The 17218-nt window shown below is 70.8% G+C and carries 15 protein-coding genes and 2 pseudogenes; 5 read left to right on the top strand and 12 right to left on the bottom strand.

Annotated elements, in window-relative coordinates; translation table 11 throughout:
• Position 1 precedes the first annotated feature (1 nt).
• Together ACIPC1_RS09910 and ACIPC1_RS09905 are read right to left on the bottom strand one after the other, a co-directional pair.
• Positions 2-484 (bottom strand): GNAT family N-acetyltransferase, encoded by a 483-nt coding sequence (locus tag ACIPC1_RS09910; RefSeq protein WP_402515095.1) that lies wholly within the window; start codon positions 482-484, stop codon positions 2-4.
• Between the two features lie 77 nt (positions 485-561).
• The gene (locus ACIPC1_RS09905; RefSeq protein WP_384390879.1) at positions 562-735 is read right to left on the bottom strand and encodes a hypothetical protein; all 174 of its coding nucleotides are present in this window, start codon (positions 733-735) and stop codon (positions 562-564) included.
• Between the two features lie 494 nt (positions 736-1229).
• On the opposite strand from ACIPC1_RS09905, the gene ACIPC1_RS09900 reads away from it, so the two are divergent.
• From ACIPC1_RS09900 to ACIPC1_RS09890, 3 genes and pseudogenes are all read left to right on the top strand, one after another.
• Positions 1230-1811, top strand: coding sequence for an inositol oxygenase family protein (locus tag ACIPC1_RS09900; RefSeq protein WP_402515092.1), 582 nt, complete (start codon positions 1230-1232; stop codon positions 1809-1811).
• A 101-nt stretch (positions 1812-1912) separates the two neighbouring features.
• Positions 1913-2547, top strand: a pseudogene (locus ACIPC1_RS09895) (SDR family oxidoreductase); the annotation flags it as partial.
• A gap of 79 nt (positions 2548-2626) precedes the next feature.
• Positions 2627-4240 (top strand): serine hydrolase, encoded by a 1614-nt coding sequence (locus ACIPC1_RS09890; RefSeq protein ID WP_402515091.1) that lies wholly within the window; start codon positions 2627-2629, stop codon positions 4238-4240.
• A gap of 13 nt (positions 4241-4253) precedes the next feature.
• On the opposite strand, the gene ACIPC1_RS09885 is transcribed toward ACIPC1_RS09890, so the two are convergent.
• The 6 genes and pseudogenes from ACIPC1_RS09885 to ACIPC1_RS09860 form a co-directional block, all read right to left on the bottom strand.
• On the bottom strand, positions 4254-5750 hold the full coding sequence (locus tag ACIPC1_RS09885; protein WP_402515089.1) for an SDR family NAD(P)-dependent oxidoreductase: 1497 nt from the start codon (positions 5748-5750) through the stop codon (positions 4254-4256).
• A gap of 135 nt (positions 5751-5885) precedes the next feature.
• Entirely contained in the window at positions 5886-7229 is a 1344-nt protein-coding gene (locus ACIPC1_RS09880; protein ID WP_402515087.1) for a wax ester/triacylglycerol synthase family O-acyltransferase, read from the bottom strand.
• A 97-nt stretch (positions 7230-7326) separates the two neighbouring features.
• Positions 7327-7531, bottom strand: a pseudogene (locus ACIPC1_RS09875) (hypothetical protein); the annotation flags it as partial.
• A 49-nt stretch (positions 7532-7580) separates the two neighbouring features.
• Positions 7581-8801: a glucose-1-phosphate adenylyltransferase gene (glgC, locus tag ACIPC1_RS09870; protein ID WP_402515085.1), complete on the bottom strand. Its 1221-nt coding sequence runs from the start codon at positions 8799-8801 to the stop codon at positions 7581-7583.
• An 82-nt stretch (positions 8802-8883) separates the two neighbouring features.
• On the bottom strand, positions 8884-10035 hold the full coding sequence (glgA, locus tag ACIPC1_RS09865; protein ID WP_402515084.1) for a glycogen synthase: 1152 nt from the start codon (positions 10033-10035) through the stop codon (positions 8884-8886).
• 119 nt (positions 10036-10154) lie between these two features.
• Positions 10155-10889, bottom strand: a complete 735-nt coding sequence (locus ACIPC1_RS09860) for a (2Fe-2S)-binding protein (protein ID WP_402515082.1) — start codon at positions 10887-10889, stop codon at positions 10155-10157.
• A gap of 210 nt (positions 10890-11099) precedes the next feature.
• Between ACIPC1_RS09860 and ACIPC1_RS09855 the strand changes: the two genes are divergently transcribed.
• Positions 11100-12296 carry a DMT family transporter gene (locus ACIPC1_RS09855; protein WP_402515080.1) on the top strand — a complete coding sequence of 399 codons (1197 nt, stop codon included), beginning with the start codon at positions 11100-11102 and terminating at the stop codon, positions 12294-12296.
• On the opposite strand, the gene ACIPC1_RS09850 is transcribed toward ACIPC1_RS09855, so the two are convergent.
• Positions 12286-13497, bottom strand: coding sequence for a transglycosylase family protein (locus ACIPC1_RS09850; RefSeq protein ID WP_402515077.1), 1212 nt, complete (start codon positions 13495-13497; stop codon positions 12286-12288). The two genes, ACIPC1_RS09855 and ACIPC1_RS09850, sit on opposite strands and share 11 nt — an antisense overlap.
• Before the next feature lie 326 nt (positions 13498-13823).
• Between ACIPC1_RS09850 and gndA the strand changes: the two genes are divergently transcribed.
• Positions 13824-15263, top strand: coding sequence for an NADP-dependent phosphogluconate dehydrogenase (gene gndA / locus ACIPC1_RS09845; protein WP_402515075.1), 1440 nt, complete (start codon positions 13824-13826; stop codon positions 15261-15263).
• A gap of 466 nt (positions 15264-15729) precedes the next feature.
• Here gndA and ACIPC1_RS09840 read toward each other — a convergent pair whose 3' ends face one another.
• The 3 genes from ACIPC1_RS09840 to panD are packed head-to-tail and all read right to left on the bottom strand — an operon-like array spanning position 15730 to position 17212.
• Positions 15730-16398, bottom strand: coding sequence for an arylsulfatase (locus tag ACIPC1_RS09840; protein WP_402515073.1), 669 nt, complete (start codon positions 16396-16398; stop codon positions 15730-15732).
• The gene (locus tag ACIPC1_RS09835; protein ID WP_402515071.1) at positions 16398-16742 is read right to left on the bottom strand and encodes a GNAT family N-acetyltransferase; all 345 of its coding nucleotides are present in this window, start codon (positions 16740-16742) and stop codon (positions 16398-16400) included. Before ACIPC1_RS09835 ends, ACIPC1_RS09840 begins: the two co-directional genes overlap by 1 nt.
• A 50-nt stretch (positions 16743-16792) precedes the next feature.
• Positions 16793-17212, bottom strand: a complete 420-nt coding sequence (gene panD, locus ACIPC1_RS09830; protein WP_402515070.1) for an aspartate 1-decarboxylase — start codon at positions 17210-17212, stop codon at positions 16793-16795.
• Between the last annotated feature and the right edge of the window lie 6 nt (positions 17213-17218).

The raw sequence follows: 17218 nt of genomic DNA, 5'->3' as shown, positions 1-17218 counted from the left end.
GTTACAACGCCCGGTACATGATGTGCAGCCCCACCCGTCCGTGCCGGGGGTGCTCGAACGCATCCGGCACGGTGCCCAGGATGGTGAAGCCGAGCGAAGTCCACAGCTTGACCGCCGGGTTGGTCTCCACGACGGCGTTGAACACCATGCCCCGGTAGCCGTCCGCCTTCGCCGCGACGAGGACGTGTGCGGCGAGGGCGCGGCCGATGCCCCGCCCGCCCTGCTCGGGGTCGACCATGAATCCGGCGTTGGCGATCCGGTCGGCGGGACCGGCGTAGTTGGCGGTGACGAAGGCCGAGCCGACGACGGCTCCGGTCGGGTCCTCGGCGACGTACACGCGCTTGCCCGGCGCCATCCACAGGGCGCGGGCCGCTTCCTCGGGGGTGTCCGGGTCCCAGGTGTAGGTCTCGCCCGCGGAGACGATCCGGTGCCAGAAAGGCCAGATCCGCGGCCAGTCGTCGGCCGCGGCTTCTCTGATCAGCATGGGCGTGAGTGTGACACGCCCATGCTGTCAGGGTTCGCGATGGGTCCTGCCGGGGATCGCGAGGGGTTCTGCCAGGGTCAGTCGACGCTGGGCAGGATGTGCGGCTCGGCGAGGTCGTCCTCGTAACCCGCCAGGCGGATCGGGGCCGACCTGGCCCACACGTCGAGGCTGCCGAGCTTCTTCTCGGGCCGACGGCCCGCAACCTCAGTGAGTTCACTGGGGCGTTGATCGCGATTCTTCTCCGGTGTCACCGCGCACTCCTTATGTGTCGGGTCACCCTTGGGACGCACAAGACCAGTCAACTGCCGGCCGCTTGACGTCCGCTCGGGTCTGAGTCGAAAGCAGTTAGGGACGCGGTGGCGCCGGTAACTCATGTGAGAGCAGGCCGTGGTGACCGGCTTGTCCCGTGACGGACCGTGGGTGTGGGTGGAACCCAGTAGAGCTGCCCGTCCGGTACAGACTAACCAAATGAGCGGGTGCCCGCTCTATGGGGCTGAAAACACGAGGTAACCGTCTCGCGTCATTCAGTGTCCGCCCAGCCCCGGTCTGCGGCGATTTGGAATATAACGACCTCTTCCCCGCCACCCATTCGGCTCAATACCGACTATGGATGCAGGTCACCACGGGCCAGGCGATCACGGTCGGCACGGAAGGCGGAACGCAGTTCAGATCCCGTTGGCCGGTTCGCAAGGAGGCCATGATCTGCTGACGGTCCGCAATGGCTTTGCTCGCGGAGGACTGACCCATGGAGCTGCGCAGCGTCGAGGAACTGATGGATCTGCTGCACGCCTGCCGGGGGGCCTGGGACACCCCGGACCGCAGTGGAGACCCGGTCGATCTGCACGATCACGCCCTACAGACCGCCGCGCTGCTGCGCCGCGGTCATCCCGCCGACAAGGAACTCCAGGTGGCGGGCCTGGTTCACGACATCGGGCAGCTGCTCAGGCCGGGCGACGACGCCGGTCACGCCGACCTCGCGGCCGAAGCGGTACAGCCTCTCCTCGGCGAACGGGTCTCCCGACTCGTACGGCTGCATGTGACGGCGAAGCGCTATCTGGCCACGACTTCGCCGGGCCGCGGGCCGTCCGCCCGGAGCGCGCTGACCCTGACCGTGCAGGGCGGTGCGATGACCCCGCTCGAGGCGGCCTCGTTCGAGCGTGATCCGTACGCCGAGGACGCGGTCACGCTGCGGCAGGCGGACGACGCGGGCAAGGTCGTCGGCCTCGACGCCGGAGTCATGGAGGACTGGCGTACGGTCCTGGAGCTGGTGGCGACACGGCACTCACGGCTGAAGGCAGAGGACCGGCCAACGACGCGGGGCCGGTGACCGGCCGACGGCACAGTGCCCTGACCATTCGACAGCACGGGGACGGTGACCTCCGGACGGCTTCCTGCTGAGGGCTGTTGACTGACGGACCGCCATGAGACCGCCTTGCCTCCGAGCGGCTCGGCGGTGTCGGGCTCGCGGGTTCCGTCACCGACCTCCCTCATCTGCGGGTGCTGACCGAGCTGACGCTGCCGGAGTTCGGGCGCGTCGACGTCGCGGTGAACCACGCGGCGGCCAACGAGCCGTACGGCCCCTCACGGACGCCGACCCGGACCGCTGGCGCCAGACGTTCACCGTCAATGTGGAGGCACCGCTGCGGCTGGTGCGGTGCGCCTAGCAGGCGTGGATGAGGGAGCACGGCGGCACGGTCGTGACCATCTGCACGGAGGGTGCCGGGCACGTCGGCCCCGACGTGGGCGCGTACGGCACCAGCAAGGCCGCCCTGCTCCACCGCACCCGGCAGCTCGCGGGCGAGCCGGCCCCCGGGGTGCGGGTCAACTCGGTCTCTCCCGGACTCCTCCGTACGGAGAGGGCCCGCTTCGTGTGGGAGGACGCCGAGGACGAGCTCGGCGCCGGCCTCCCGCCGGGCCGCAACGGTCAGCCCGAGGACATCGCCCGGGCGGTGACCTGGCCGGCCTCGGACGCGGCCGGCTGGATCACCGGTGCCGACCTGCTGGTCGACGGAGGGACACGGGTCGGGGCCGCCTACGCCGGCTCCCCCGGCCATGCGGTCCACCGGGGGGCTGAGGACACGGACGCCGGGCGCCTGGGGAACGTACGGCCTCGGCAGGACAAAGGCCGTGACCGCGCGTTGAATGGTGACCATGGGTGTTCGGCGTCAGGCGAGACCCCACAGATGGACGGCGCTCATCGCAGCGGCTGTGGCCTCCCTGCTCTCGGCGAGCTACGCGGCCTCCGGATCCGCCGCGGCAGCGGACACACCGCCGCCTCAGCCGCCACCGCAACTCACGCAGGCGAAGGTGGACGACGCCGTCGGCGCTCTCGACCGCGTCATCCAGGACGGCATGAGGAAGACCGGGGTCCCCGGTGTCGCCGTGGCCGTCGTGTACAAGGACAAGGTCGTCTATCTGAAGGGCTTCGGCGAGCGGCAGGTCGGGCAGTCCGGAGCCGTCGGCCCGGACACCGTCTTCGAGCTGGCGTCGCTGTCCAAGCCGCTGGCCTCGACCGTGGTCGCGGGCGCCGTCGGCGACAAGACCATCGGCTGGGACGACCCCGTGGCGAGGCAGCTGCCGCGCTTCGCGCTCAAGGACCCCTGGGTCACCGAGCACGTCACCGTCGCGGACCTCTTCTCGCACCGCAGCGGCCTGCCCGACCACTCCGGAGACCTCCTCGAAGACCTCGGCTTCGACCGGACGTACATCCTGGAGCATCTGAAGTACGAGCCGCTCTCCCCCTTCCGCGCGAGTTACGCGTACACCAACTTCGGAGTCACCGCCGCGGGTCAGGCCGTCGCGAACGCGAACGACACCACCTGGGAGAAGCTCGCCGAGGACACCCTCTACGACCCCGCCGGCATGAACTCCACCAGCTCCCGCTTCACCGACTTCGACCAGGCCAAGAACAAGGCGGTCACACACGTGAAGGGCACGGACGGCTCCTGGGAGGCCAAGTCCGTCCGTGACGCCGACGCCCAGTCGCCCGCGGGCGGTGCGAGTTCCACGGCCCGCGACATGGCCACCTGGATGCGGCTGCAACTCGCGAACGGCAAGCTCGGCGGCGAGCAGATCATCCCCGCCGACCCGCTGGAGCGCACCCACCTGCCCGAGATCGTCAGCACCCCGCCGCGTGCCCCGGCGGGCCGCACCGGCTTCTACGGCCTCGGCTGGAACGTCAGCTACGACGACCAGGGCCGGCTGCGCCTCAGCCATTCCGGCGCCTTCGCCCTCGGCGCGAACACCAACGTGTCGTTGCTGCCAGGCGAGCAGCTCGGCATCGTGGTGCTCACCAACGGAGCGCCCGTGGGACTCGCCGACTCGGTCGCGCTCGACTTCTTCGACACGGCCCAGTACGGCAGGCCGACGACCGACTGGCTCACCCTGGCCGCACAGCTCTACCAGCAGCAGGAGGAGGCGGGCCGCTCCCCCACCGACTACACCAAGCCCCCGGCGAACGCGGCCGGCGCCCGGTCCGACGACACCTACACGGGCACCTACGACAACGACTTCTACGGTCCGCTCACCGTCACGGCCGCGAAGAGCGGTGAACTGACGATGAGCCTCGGCCCCGAGCCGATGACGTTCCGGCTCACGCACTTCGACGGCGACACGTACTCCTTCGAGACGGTCGGCGAGAACGCGACCGGCCTGTCCGGGGTCACCTTCAGGGGTGCCTCGAACGGCGCGAAGGCGGGGAAGGTGACCGTCGAGGCGTTCGACGAGAACGGCCTGGGCACCTTCACCCGCCCCTGAAGGGGCCGTCAGATCACCACTTGCCGGGCGCGTAGTCCTTCATGAAGACGCCGTACAGGTCCTCGCCCTGCTCGCCGCGGACGATCGGGTCGTACACGCGGGCGGCGCCGTCGATGAGGTCGAGCGGGGCGTGGAAGCCCGCGTCGGCGAGGCGCATCTTGTCGGGATGCGGGCGCTCGTCGGTGATCCAGCCGGTGTCGACGGCGGTCATCAGGATGCGGTCCTTCTCGAACATCTCCTGGGCGCTGGTGCGCGTGAGCATGTTCAGGGCGGCCTTGGCCATGTTGGTGTGCGGGTGGCCCGCGCCCTTGTAGCCGCGGTTGAAGACGCCCTCCATGGCGGAGACGTTCACGATGTACGTGCGGTCGGCGTCAGCCGCGGACATCGCCCCGCGCAGGCGGCTGATGAGGATGAACGGCGCGGTGGAGTTGCAGAGCTGGACCTCCAGGAGCTCGACCGGCGTGACCTCCTCGACGGACTGGATCCAGCTGTTGGTGTCGTGCAGGTCGGGGACGAGCCCGCCCGCGTCGATCGCCGTACCGGCCGCGATCCGTTCCAGGGACGCCGAGCCGGACACCAGAGCCAGGTCGGTGACCTCCTTCGCGGTCAGCGCACCCCCTCCGGCGACCGGGAGCGCTGCCACGGCGCCCGAGCCGAAGGTGCCGATCACCTCGGCGGGCGGCAGCTCACCGGCGGGCAGCGGGCCCGACTCGGCGCCGAGCAGCTCGCTGTAGGCGCCGGGCGAGCGGCGTACGGTCTGGGCCGCGTTGTTGATCAGGATGTCGAGCGGGCCCTCGGCGGCCACCGACTCGGCGAGGGCGACGACCTGCGCGGGGTCGCGCAGGTCGAGGCCGACGATCTTCAGTCGGCCGATCCACTCGTCGCTGTCGGGCATGGCCTTGAAGCGGCGGATCGCGTCGTTCGGGAAGCGCGTGGTGATCGTGGTGTGGGCGCCGTCGCGCAGCAGCCGCAGCGCGATGTACATGCCGATCTTGGCGCGGCCTCCGGTGAGCAGTGCGCGCCTGCCGCTGAGGTCGGTGCGGGCTTCGCGGCGGGAGCGGTTCTCGGCCGCGCACTCCTGGCAGAGCTGGTGGTAGAAGTAGTCGACCTCGACGTACCGCTTCTTGCAGATGTAGCAGGAGCGCGGGCGCTGGAGTATCCCCGCGATCTCACCGGCGTCGGTCACGGACGAGGGCAGGATGCCTTCCGTCTCGTCGTCGATGCGCTGGGCGGAGCCGGTGGCCGTGGACTCCGTGACCGACTTGTCGTGGGCGGTCTTGGCGGCCCGGCGGTCCTGGCGGCGGCGCTGCTTGACCGTGCGGTAGACGCCCGCGGTGGCGCGGCGGACGGCGATGGCGTCGGGGTGGTCGACGTCGATCTTGTCGAGTTCGTCGAGCACGCCGAGGCAGACGGCGAGCCGTTCCGGGTCGATGCCGGGCCCGTATGACGCCCCCGCGACCTCTGCCGTGTCCACGGCGGGGGTCGCCGGGCTGTCCTCTGTCACCGTCATCGCCGTTGCCGTTCCTCGGGTTCCGCGCCGCGCTCGAACCGCGCTCGCTTTCGAAGGCGGAATTTTACGGAGCAATCGTGCGTGGACCAAACCCGCGATGATCACCGGCCTCCGCAGGGGGCGCGGGCGGCGCTTTCAGGGGGCGCAGGCGGCCTTCAGCGCCGCCACCTCCTCGGTCAGCGCACGGGCCAGCACGTCGAGGTCCGGCACGGCCTCCGCGTCGGCCACGAGCCCGTAGTGGACCTGCCCGCGGTACGTCGAGACGGCCACGGCGAGGGCCTGGCCGCGGGCCAGCGGGGCGAGCGGGAACACCTCGTTCAGGGGGCAGCCGCCGAGCTTCAGGCCGAGGCTGGGCAGCGGCACACTGGTGACGAGGATGTCGAACAGCAGCCGTGCCGCCTGACCGACGACGGGCCCGCCGATCCGGTGCCCGAGCGGCGGCACATGGTCGGCGAGCAGTGCGACGGCGCCCGCGCCCCGGTTGGGTCCGGCGTCCTTGTTGCGGTCCATGGCCGTGCGGACCGCGCGCAGCCGTCCGAGCGGGTCCGGGTCGTCGACCGGAAGCCTTATCAAGTAGCCGGAGAGCCGATTGCCCTGCGGGTGCGCGGTGCGCGGGCGGCGCTTGGAGACGGGGATCAGGGCACGCGGTACGACGCCCTCGCTGCCGTCGCCGCGCTCGTCGAGCCAGCGGCGCAGGGCGCCCGCGACGACGGCGATCAGGACGTCGTTGACGGTGCCGCCCACGGTCTTGCGGACGCGGTGCACGTCGTCGAGGTCGACGACCACGCCCGCGGTGCGGCGGGTGCCGGTGGGCTCCGAGGTGAGGGCGGGTGAGGACCGTACGTCCAGGGTCGCGCGGGCGACGGAGGCGCCGATGTCCAGGGCCCGGCCCACGTCGGAGAGGGCGCCACGGACCAGTCCCGGCAGTTTGCGGATGTCCGGGAAGAGCCCGCGGGGCGGCTCGGCGCGGCGTGGGCGGGGCTCCGGCAGGTCCACCGGGTCCATGATCGCGGCCGCGAGCATCAGCGCCCGCAGACCGTCGGCGAGCGCGTGATGGAACTTGAACAGCACGGCGAAGGACACACCGTCCTCGCCGGGCAGCACATGTGCCTCCCACGGCGGCCGGTCACGCACCAGCGGACGTTCCATGAGACGGCCGGCGTCCACGTGGAAGTCGGCGGTCGGCGCGTGCAGCGTGACGTGGTCGAGCGGCTCGAAGTCGGGCGCGGGCTCGCGGGTCGCCCCGCCGAAGGCCGGTGGGAAGGTGAGCGGGAAGGCAAGCGGCTGCCACACGTCACGGATCCGCATGCGCAGCCCGGGGACTCCGGCCGCGCGGGCCGCGAGCAGCTCGGCGGCGTGCGCGCCCGCGGTGGGTGAGTGGGCCGCGAAGACCCCCAGGGCACCGAGGTGCATGGGGTGCTCGGCGGACTCGATGTTCCAGAACGCCAGGTCGAGTGGTGCGAGCAGGTCGGAGGTCAAAGGCTTGCTCTCGCGTCGACGACGGGTGAACAAGCAGTCAAACCCGGACAGGCGATTACGGTCAAGTACGATCAAGCTACGCTCAGTTAACAGCAGATTAAGTCCAGCCACCGGTCCGACCCCGCGGGGAGGGGCGGGACTCCTGTGATGTCGGCCAAACGGTCCCGCAGCCCGTGGTGCCCGCCCGGGACGCGTCACGGATCAGCGCCTCGCGCACGGCCCTCACCCGCCCCACGTCCGGCTTCAGGATCTTGCGGTCATAGGTTCAGGAGCCCGTTGGGCTCGCCCTCGACGTCCGAGATCCAAGCGGCCCTGGCGGGCACTCCGCCCACCAGGGCCGTTGTCGCGCGGTTACGAGACGTGCTGGCCCTTGCCCAGCGCGATCACTCCGCCCTTGGAAACCGTGTAAAGCGCGGAGTCCCGCTCAGGGTTGACGCCGATCGTCGCCCCCGGCGGCACCTCGACGTTCTTGTCGAGGACCGCGCCACGCACGACGGCACCCCGCCCTATGTGGACGTTGTCGTGCAGGACCGAGCCCTGCACGACGGCTCCCGGGTCGACGACCACGCCCGGCGAGAGCACGGACCTCGTGACCTGCCCGCGGATCAGGCAGCCCGCGCTGATGATCGACTCGCTGGCGATGCCCCCGGCGTTGAATCTCGCCGGCGACAACTGCCCGGAGTGGGTGTAGACGGGCCAGCTGCGGTTGAAGAGGTTGAAGGCGGGGCGTTCGGCGATCAGGTCCATGTGGGCGTCGAAGTACGCGTCGAGGGTTCCGACGTCGCGCCAGTAGCCCTGGTCCCGGGTGGTCTCGCCGGGTACGTGGTTGTCGCTGAAGTCGTACAGCTGTGCCTCGCCCCGGTCGGTGAGCATGGGCAGGATCGAACCGCCCATGTCGTGCACGGAGTGCTCGTCCTCGGCGTCCCGCTGGAGCGCCTCGATCAGGGCCTTGGTGGTGAAGATGTAGTTGCCCATCGAGGCGAAGACGCGCTCGGGGTCGTCGGGCAGGCCGGTCGGGTCGGCGGGCTTCTCCAGGAAGCCCTGCACGGTCTGACCGTCCGAGCCGGGGCTGATGACCCCGAACGACGAGGACTCGGCGCGCGGCACCCGGATACCCGCCACGGTCACGCCCGCGCCGCCCTCGATGTGCTGGGCGAGCATCTGCCGCGGGTCCATCCGGTAGACGTGGTCGGCGCCGAACACCGCTATGTAGTCGGGCCGTTCGTCGTGCACCAGGTTGAGGGACTGGAGGATCGCGTCCGCGCTGCCCAGGTACCAGCGCGGGCCGAGCCGCTGCTGGGCGGGGACGGGGGTGACGTAGTTGCCGAGCAGGCTCGACATCCGCCAGGTGGTGGTCACATGGCGGTCCAGCGAGTGCGACTTGTACTGCGTCAGGACGCAGATGCGCAGGACGTCGGCGTTGACGAGGTTGGACAGGACGAAGTCCACGAGGCGGTACGTGCCGCCGAAGGTGACCGCGGGTTTCGCGCGGTCCGCGGTGAGGGGCATGAGCCGTTTGCCCTCTCCACCCGCAAGTACGATTCCCAGCACCGAAGGTCCACCGCGCCGCATGCCGCCGCCCCTCTGAACACGGTCGGGCCACACTCTCCTCGCGGAGCCTGGCCCCTGTTGCCGAACTGCGCCTGTCCGATGGTTACCCCGCTTTGAGGACTTCTTCGTACAACTGGACGGTGCGCCTGGCGACCGCGTCCCAGCCGAACTCCCCCGCCGCGCGCTCCCGTCCGGCCTCGCCCATCCGCCGGGCGGCCTCGGGGTCCGCGAGCACCGAGTCGAGAGCGAGTGCCAGATTGGCCTCGAAGTCCCCCTCGACCTGCACCAGGACGCCGGTCACGCCGTCCTCGACCACCTCGGGAATCCCGCCGACCCGGGACGCCACCACGGCCGTTCCGCAGGCCATCGCCTCCAGGTTGACGATGCCGAGCGGCTCGTACACCGAGGGGCAGGCGAAGACGGCGGCGTGGGTGAGGAGTTGGATCACGTCCGGGCGCGGCAGCATCTGCGGGATCCAGTGCACTCCTTCGCGTACGCGGCTCAGCTCCTGGAAGAGGTCGCGGAACTCGCGGTCGATCTCCGGGGTGTCGGGGGCGCCCGCGCACAGCACCACCTGCACGGCCGGGTCGATGTCCCGGACCGCGCGCAGGAGGTGGGGCACGCCCTTCTGGCGGGTGATGCGGCCGACGAAGAGGATGTACGGGCGGCCGGTGTCGATGCCGATGCGGTCGAGGACGTCCGTGCCGTGGTCCGCCTGGTAGAGGGAGGTGTCGATGCCGTTGTGCACGACGTGCACCTTGGCCGGGTCCAGGGCGGGATAGCAGCTGAGGATGTCCTCGCGCATCGCGCCGGAGACGGCGACAACGGCGTCCGCCGCCTCGATGGCGGTGCGCTCGGCCCAGCTGGAGAGGGCGTACCCGCCGCCGAGCTGCTCGGCCTTCCAGGGGCGCAGGGGCTCCAGTGAGTGGGCGGTCATGACGTGCGGTATGCCGTACAGGAGCTTGGCGAAGTGGCCCGCGAGGTTGGCGTACCAGGTGTGCGAGTGGACGAGTTCGCGGCCTTCGAGGGCTGCCGCGATGGAGAGGTCCACGGAGAAGGTGCGCAGGGCGTCGTTGGCACCGTCCAGCGCGGGCCAGGGACGATGGCGTACGACTCCGTTCGCGACGCCCTCGCCCCAGCAGTGCACGTCCAGCTCGGTGAGGGCGCGCAGCTCCCGGGCGAGGAACTCGACATGGACGCCCGCACCGCCGTACACGTCCGGCGGGTACTCCCTGGTCAGCAGTCCGACTCGCACACGGAACCCCCGTCATAGCGACTGGTGCCCTCATGGTCACTCACCTGGGGCGGTTGGGGAAGAGCTCGGCTTCCCCCACGAGGCTTTCCCGCTCGGGGGTTTCATGAACACGACCGCCGTCAATGCTTTGGCGGTCGGGTGAAGCAGCAGTCTCCGCAGAGTCCCCCTCCCGGGACGCGGTAGTAGAGGCAGCAGCTGCGACGGCGGAGCGTGCTGGGATCAAGAGTGCCGGAGAGGTCGGAGTGGGCGAAGAGTTCGGCGGCAAGGACACGGGCCCGTTCACCCACCTCCGCACGGCCGTTGGCGTGTGCCCAACGGTCGAGCTGGCGCACGGCGCCGGCCAGGGCCGATCCCGCGTTGCCCCACAACAGGCCTGCGGAGATACGGCAGCGGGAGCGCAGGGCCGCCGCCAGCGGGACGAGGTGACCTTCTCGTACGACCTCACCGATCGCCGTCGCGGGCAGGGGGCGCACCGCGGACAGCCACAGGTCGTCCGGAGCGCTGCCGTCCGGATCCCAGTGCAGCAGACGGGGATCGAGATCGGGCAGGTGTCCGTACAGCGCGGCGGTGCCCAGCGCGACGGACCACAGGCGGGCGGCGAGGGCCTGGTGCGCCACGGAAGCGGCGACCCGCGACTCGGGCGCCTGGATACTCTCCGCGACCTTAAGAATCCGGAAAGTTACCGGATCCTCGTAAACATCTCTGTGGGTGCCGAGTCGGGGTGCCGCGTACGCCTGCGCGAGCGTGGGCAGCGGGCCCCGCGGTGGTACGCCGGTGCGTAGTACGAAGAAGCCGCCGAGCGGGCCGAGCGCCGCGAGTTGGGGGTCGAGGTCCACGAAGAGCAGTAGTACCAAGCCCCCTAGGGGGTTTCACCAGCGGGCTCGCCTCCCCTGTCGCCCACCTTGGGTATGACACGGGGCGATTCGTACTCCATCGGCAGTAGGACCCAATGACTGCTCAGGTACGACGACGCGAACAGTTTCGCGAGGCATCGTAGTCACCATGGAAGCCGACCGTTCGTGGCGCCGGGCACAGCGCCCCCGCCGTACGCAGAGGAGGGACTCATGAGCGCCCTCGCTTTGTCCGTGTTGCTCTCGTTCGTCTCCGCCGTCGCGTATGCCGGCGGAGCGATCGTGCAGGAGCAGGTCGCGGTGACCTCCCCCGAGCAGACGTACGCGCCGCTGCGCAGGCCGATCTGGTGGGCGGCGGTGGCGCTGAACGGCCTCGGCGGGCTGCTGCACGTGGTGGCCCTCGCCTACGGCCCGCTGAGCCTCGTACAGCCGCTGGGCGCCCTGACCATCGTGTTCGCCCTTCCCATGGCGGCCCTGTTCGTCGGCCGCAAGGCCGGGGCGACCGCCTGGCGCGGCGCGATCATGGCCACGGTGGGTCTCGCGGGCCTGCTGTCACTGGTCGGCTCCTCGGATTCACACTCCCTGGGCAGCACCCAGCGCATCGTGCTGGCCGTGGTGACCGGCGGCGCGGTGGTGGCGCTGATGGTGGCGGGACGCGCCGCACACCGGCATCCGGCCGTGCGCAGTGTGCTGCTCGCGGTCGCGGCGGGCATCGCCTTCGGTATGTCCTCGGTGTTCACCAAGACGGTGGCGGTGGACTGGACGAACCAGGTCTCACTGGCCGACCTCCCCAGCCTCGCCGTGATCGGTGTCTTCGCGACGGCCGGAATGCTGCTGTCGCAGGCCTCGTACAAGGGCGCCGGTCTCGCGGCGCCGCTCGCCACGCTGACGGTCGTGAACCCCGTCATGGCGGCAGCCGTCGGCATCACGATGTTCGGCGAAACCTTCCGCTACGGCACGACGGGCACCGTCCTCGCGCTGGGCTGCGGGGTCGTCGCGGCGGGTGGCCTGATCCTGCTCACGACGGAGCGGATCGGCGGTACACGGCGCGCGCCGGTATCAGCCGAGCTCGAGGACAGCTCGGCTGCTGTACCGATTGGGTCGATCCCGGTTCCAGCCGCCGCACTGACGACTGCCAAAACCACCAGCGAGCCGAAGGCCGGGGCGAATGCCGGGGCGACGCTCGAGTCGGCGGTCGAGGGGCTGCTCGCGGCGCTTCCCGACCAGCCCGCCGGTCCGGTCGGCGCGGCCCGCGAGGACGTTCTCGTGCGGGGTCCGCTGCCGGCCCGGGAGAGCACGCCGGAGGACACGGAGCCGTCGGACGAACTGCCGTACTACTCCGCCCTGTACGGCGCGCCCTACGTACCCCTGCCGTTCGTCAACCACCGCCGCACCCGAGTCAGATCCTGACTCCGCCGGCCCTCAAGTAGGCGACCGGGTCGACGTCCGTACCGAAGCCGGGCCCCGTCCGCACCTCGAAGTGCAGATGCGGGCCCGTGCTGTTGCCGGTGGACCCGGACCGCCCGATGCGCTGGCCGCCCGCCACGCTCTGGCCGGTCTTCACGGAGATCGCGGACAGGTGGGCGTACTGCGTGTAGCGGCCGTCGGCGTGCCGGACGACCACCTGGTAGCCGAAGGAGCCTCCCCAGCCGGCGCTGACGACGCTGCCGGCCGCGACCGCCTTCACGGAGGTGCCGGTGGGCACGGGGAAGTCGACGCCCGTGTGGTAGCCCTTCGACCAGGAGGATCCGGTGGCGTGGTAGGGCGTGCCGGTGGCGGCGTTCACGGGGGCGACGAGGGTGGCTGTCTTGGTGGCGGTCTTTTCGGAGGACGCCTTGTCCGTGGAGGGCTTCGGTGTCGCCGACGGCTTCGGTGTCGCCGTGGACTTCGGCTTCGTCGCGGGTTTCTTGGGCGTGGTGGCCGTCGAGGCGGAGGCGCCCTCGGTGCCCGTGTCGCGCAGGCTGAGCCGCTGCCCGGGGAGGATCAGATCGGGGTCGGAACCCACGGCCGTGCGGTTCGCGGTGTAGAGCTGCTGCCAGCCGCCCTTGACGTCCCGGGAGTCGGCGATGCCGGAGAGTGTGTCGCCGTGGACGACGGTGTACATCTCGGCGGTGCCCGCCCGCGACTGGGGCGTGGTCTGCGGCTTCACGTCCTGCACGGAGAGCTTGGCGCCCTGGGCACTCTTCGTGCTCTGGGAGCTTGCCGGGGAAGGGCTGATGTCGGGGGTGTCGCCGCCCCTGGTGAGACCGGCGCGGACGGAGCACACCGGCCAGGCGCCGGGCCCCTGGCCCTTGAGCACCTTCTCCGCGATGGCTATCTGCTGGTCCTTGGTGGCCTGATCCGCACGCTGCGCGTAGACGCTGCCGCCGTACGACTCCCAGGTGGACTGGCTGAACTGCAGCCCGCCGTAGTAGCCATTGCCGGTGTTGATGCTCCAGTTGCCGCTGGACTCGCAGGCCGCGACCTTGTTCCAGGTGCTCACGTCGGCCGCGTGGGCGACACTGGTTCCGACGAGCGGGAGCGCGATACCCGCGCCGCCTGCCGTGACGGTGAGGGAGGCGCGGTTGATCCTGTTCGGCTGATACCGGCGGTGCCGGCCGCGTATGGCCATGAAGGAGCCCCCCTCGACATGCTCAGGAGCGGCAAAAGTATGCGCTGCGAACAGGCCATGACAAGAGGGCAATCAGCCGTCCCGTGGCCTCAAGTGACCAGGAATCCACTCTGGTTGCGCCGACCACTGAGGCGAGTGGGCCCTTCGCCGCGTACAGAACACTGCCAAGTCAGGGTGCGCTGACGGCCAACCGGCGCACTACGGTCGCGCCGGTTCGGTCACCGCTGTCTCGCCGATCGGGCGGGACGGCGTGACACAGCCATGGCGGCGCGATACTGGCGGGCAGCACGGCATTACCGAATACAGCAGCTATGGGAGCCAACCGTATGAGCACTTCAGCCCAGATCGGCGTCACGGGTCTCGCGGTCATGGGGCGCAATCTCGCCCGCAACTTCGCGCGCAACGGCTATACCGTCGCGTTGCACAACCGCACCGTGGCAAAGACGAACGCGCTGGTGGAGGAGTTCGGCCACGAGGGCGAGTTCGTGGCGGCCGAGACCGCGAAGGAGTTCGTGGAGGCGCTGGAGCGTCCGCGCCGCCTGGTGATCATGGTGAAGGCGGGCGAGCCGACCGACGCGGTGATCCAGGAGTTCGCCCCGCTCCTGGAGCCCGGCGACATGATCATCGACGGCGGCAACGCCCACTTCGCGGACACCCGGCGCCGGGAGCACGACCTGCGCGAGCAGGGCATCCACTTCGTCGGCATGGGTGTCTCGGGCGGCGAGGAGGGCGCGCTGAACGGGCCGAGCATCATGCCGGGCGGTCCTGTCGAGTCGTACGACTCCCTCGGTCCGATGCTGGAGAAGATCTCCGCGAAGGCCGAGGACGGGGCGCCCTGTGTGACGCACGTGGGTCCGGACGGCGCCGGGCACTTCGTGAAGATGGTGCACAACGGCATCGAGTACGCGGACATGCAGCTGATCGGCGAGGCGTACCAGCTGCTGCGTGATGTGGCCGGTTACTCCCCCGCGCAGATCGCGGACATCTTCCGCACCTGGAACACGGGCCGGCTCGACTCCTACCTGATCGAGATCACCGCCGAGGTCCTGTCGCACGTGGACGCGGCGACGGGGAAGCCGTTCGTCGACGTGGTGGTGGACCAGGCGGAGCAGAAGGGCACGGGCCGCTGGACCGTGCAGATCGCGCTGGACCTGGGCGTTCCGGTGTCCGGCATCGCGGAGGCCGTCTTCGCCCGCTCGATCTCGGGCCACGCGGCGCTGCGCGAGGCCTCGCGGGGTCTCGCCGGGCCCACGGCGACGGCGCTCGGCGAGGCGGAGGCCGCGGCCTTCGCCGACCGGGTGGAGCAGGCGCTGTACGCGTCGAAGATCGTGTCGTACACGCAGGGCTTCCACGAGATCGCCGCGGGCAGCGACGAGTACGACTGGAACATCGACCTCGGCGCGGTCTCCGCGATCTGGCGCGGCGGCTGCATCATCCGCGCGGCCTTCCTGGACCGTATCCGGGCCGCCTACGGCACCCGCCCCGACCTGCCGAGCCTGCTGTCCGACGAGACCTTCGCGCAGGAGATCGCCGCCGCGCAGGACGACTGGCGCGAGGTGCTGGTCGCCGCGACCCGCCAGGGCGTCCCCACGCCCGGTTTCGGCGCGGCTCTCGCCTACTACGACGCCCTGCGCGCCGAGCGCCTGCCCGCCGCCCTCACCCAGGGGCAGCGGGACTTCTTCGGTGCGCACACCTACCGGCGCACGGACCGCGAGGGCTCGTTCCACACGCTGTGGGGCGGGGACCGGTCCGAGGTGGCCGGCTGAGCAAGGTCCGGGACGAAAGACCGGTGGCCCGGTGCGGAGGTTCCGCACCGGGCCACCGGTCTGTAGTCACAGCCCGGGCCGCCGGTCTGTGGTCCTGGGCCCTGTCGTCACATTCCCGTCTGCCTCGCGACGACGGGACCTAGTCCTGAGAGGCCGGTCCCGGCAGGGGTTCCGGTGTCGGGTCGGGTCCCGGCGGCTGCGGGATCGGCGACGGCGACGGGAGGGGCTCCGGTGCCGGTGACGGGCGGGGGCCCGGCTTCGGGATCGGGTCCGGGAAGGGCTGCGGGCGGTCGGGGCCCGGGGTGGGGTCCGGCTTCACAGGGTCGGGATACGGGTGGGTCATGTTGTCCTCCAGCCAGTCGGTACGTCGGCCCTGGACTTTTCCCACGCGTACCCGGCTCCCGCGCACCCACTCACCCCCTCGCGCAGGGGATGGCGACCAGGTGGGCCAGGCAGCACTGCGCATTCAGCTCCCGCGTGCGGCCTCCGCCCCCGCGGCGAGACCCGGGCGGGGGCTCGACAGGACCGGGATCGTGGTCGTGGTCAGCCGCTGGGCCGCGGCCATGGATCCCTGGGCGAGGACGATCGCGTCGGCGTCGGTGACCGCGTCGGCGGCCGTCGCCACCGTGCGGGCACAGCCGTCGAGGTCACCCGCCTCGAAGAGCGTCCACGCCCCCTCGACGAGGACGGTACGGATGTCGAGGGGGCGTCCGGCGGCGCGGGCCTCCTCCTCGACGAGGGCGACCGTCGGCGTCAGGGTGCTCTCCAGCGAGGCGAGGACGACGACACGCGGTCCTGCGGCCACCGCCGCGGCGGCCATCGGACGGTCCGCGCGCAGTACGGGCACCTCGGCGCCCGCGCGCTCGACGACGGCGCCGATGGTCGAGCAGGTGCAGAGCACGGCCGCCGCGCCCTGTGCGACGGCGCGGTCGAGCACCGCCCGCACCTCGTCGGCCACCGCCTCGGGCCCTTCCCTGCGGGCCCTGGCCAGCAGTTCCTCGGCCACCAGATGCCGCAGTTCCAGCCCCTGATGGTCCTCGTCGCGCAGCGCGTCGAAGACGGGGATGTGCGCGGGCGAGGTGTGCAGCAGGGCGAGCGGACCGGGCCTGGCGGCCGCCGACGACCGCGGAGGCATCAGAAACGTCCCGGGTGCGCCTTGAGCCAGTCCAGCGCGGCCGAATGCAGCTCCGGGTCGGCCACCGGAGCCTCCTCCGGATGGCGTGCCGCCCACTTCACGACGTACGGGCAGAGCGGCGCGACCGTGATGCCCTCCCGCGCGGCGATGGCGTACAGCTCGCGGGCCAGGGAGCCGGCGATGCCCTTGCCCTCGTGCTCGGGTTCCACGATGGTGTGCACCGGGACGAGTGCGCGAGCGGGGGCTTCCAGGACGAAGTACTCGATACGACCGACGACTTCGTCCCCGGCGAAAGCCTCCAGGCGGCCTGCCGCCCGGTCGTCGCGGATCTCGATGTCGCTCATGGGCACCACTCCTCGTCTTCCTCTGCTGAGGTCACGTTCCGCCGCCGACGTCAGGCCGGCACGGCCTGCGGGCTGCGCTCCTGGTCCGAGTCCGGTACCGGCTCGGACGGGTCGGCGCCCAGGGCCACGATCCGGTTGTCGCGGTCCACGTGCACCACCCGCGGCCGCAGTACCCGTGCCTCGGCGTCGGAGATCTGAGCGTAACTGATGATGATCACCAGATCACCGGGGTGCACGAGATGCGCCGCCGCCCCGTTGATGCCGATGACTCCCGAACCGCGTTCGCCCTCGATGACGTACGTCTCCAGGCGGGCGCCGTTGGTGATGTCGACGATGTGGACGAGCTCGCCGGGCAGTAGATCGGCCGCGTCCAGCAGCTCGGCGTCGATGGTGACGGACCCGACGTAGTGCAGGTCGGCCTGGGTGACGGTGGCGCGGTGGATCTTGGACTTGAACATGGTGCGCAGCATGAGCCA

The organism is Streptomyces sp. NPDC087263, assembly GCF_044744645.1.
Classification (GTDB): Bacteria; Actinomycetota; Actinomycetes; order Streptomycetales; family Streptomycetaceae; genus Streptomyces.
This window is presented reverse-complemented; position numbering and strand designations above follow the sequence as displayed.

Excerpts from the sequence above, each read along its gene's own strand:
- ACIPC1_RS09885 (WP_402515089.1), bottom strand. The coding sequence starts at position 5,750 with ATGACGGTGACAGAGGACAGCCCGGCGACCCCCGCCGTGGACACGGCA.
- ACIPC1_RS09855 (WP_402515080.1), top strand. The coding sequence starts at position 11,100 with ATGAGCGCCCTCGCTTTGTCCGTGTTGCTCTCGTTCGTCTCCGCCGTC.
- ACIPC1_RS09840 (WP_402515073.1), bottom strand. The coding sequence starts at position 16,398 with ATGCCTCCGCGGTCGTCGGCGGCCGCCAGGCCCGGTCCGCTCGCCCTG.
- ACIPC1_RS09900 (WP_402515092.1), top strand. The coding sequence starts at position 1,230 with ATGGAGCTGCGCAGCGTCGAGGAACTGATGGATCTGCTGCACGCCTGC.
- ACIPC1_RS09910 (WP_402515095.1), bottom strand. The coding sequence starts at position 484 with ATGCTGATCAGAGAAGCCGCGGCCGACGACTGGCCGCGGATCTGGCCT.
- ACIPC1_RS09890 (WP_402515091.1), top strand. The coding sequence starts at position 2,627 with ATGGTGACCATGGGTGTTCGGCGTCAGGCGAGACCCCACAGATGGACG.
- ACIPC1_RS09850 (WP_402515077.1), bottom strand. The coding sequence starts at position 13,497 with ATGGCCATACGCGGCCGGCACCGCCGGTATCAGCCGAACAGGATCAAC.
- gndA (WP_402515075.1), top strand. The coding sequence starts at position 13,824 with ATGAGCACTTCAGCCCAGATCGGCGTCACGGGTCTCGCGGTCATGGGG.
- ACIPC1_RS09835 (WP_402515071.1), bottom strand. The coding sequence starts at position 16,742 with ATGAGCGACATCGAGATCCGCGACGACCGGGCGGCAGGCCGCCTGGAG.
- panD (WP_402515070.1), bottom strand. The coding sequence starts at position 17,212 with ATGCTGCGCACCATGTTCAAGTCCAAGATCCACCGCGCCACCGTCACC.
- glgC (WP_402515085.1), bottom strand. The coding sequence starts at position 8,801 with ATGCGGCGCGGTGGACCTTCGGTGCTGGGAATCGTACTTGCGGGTGGA.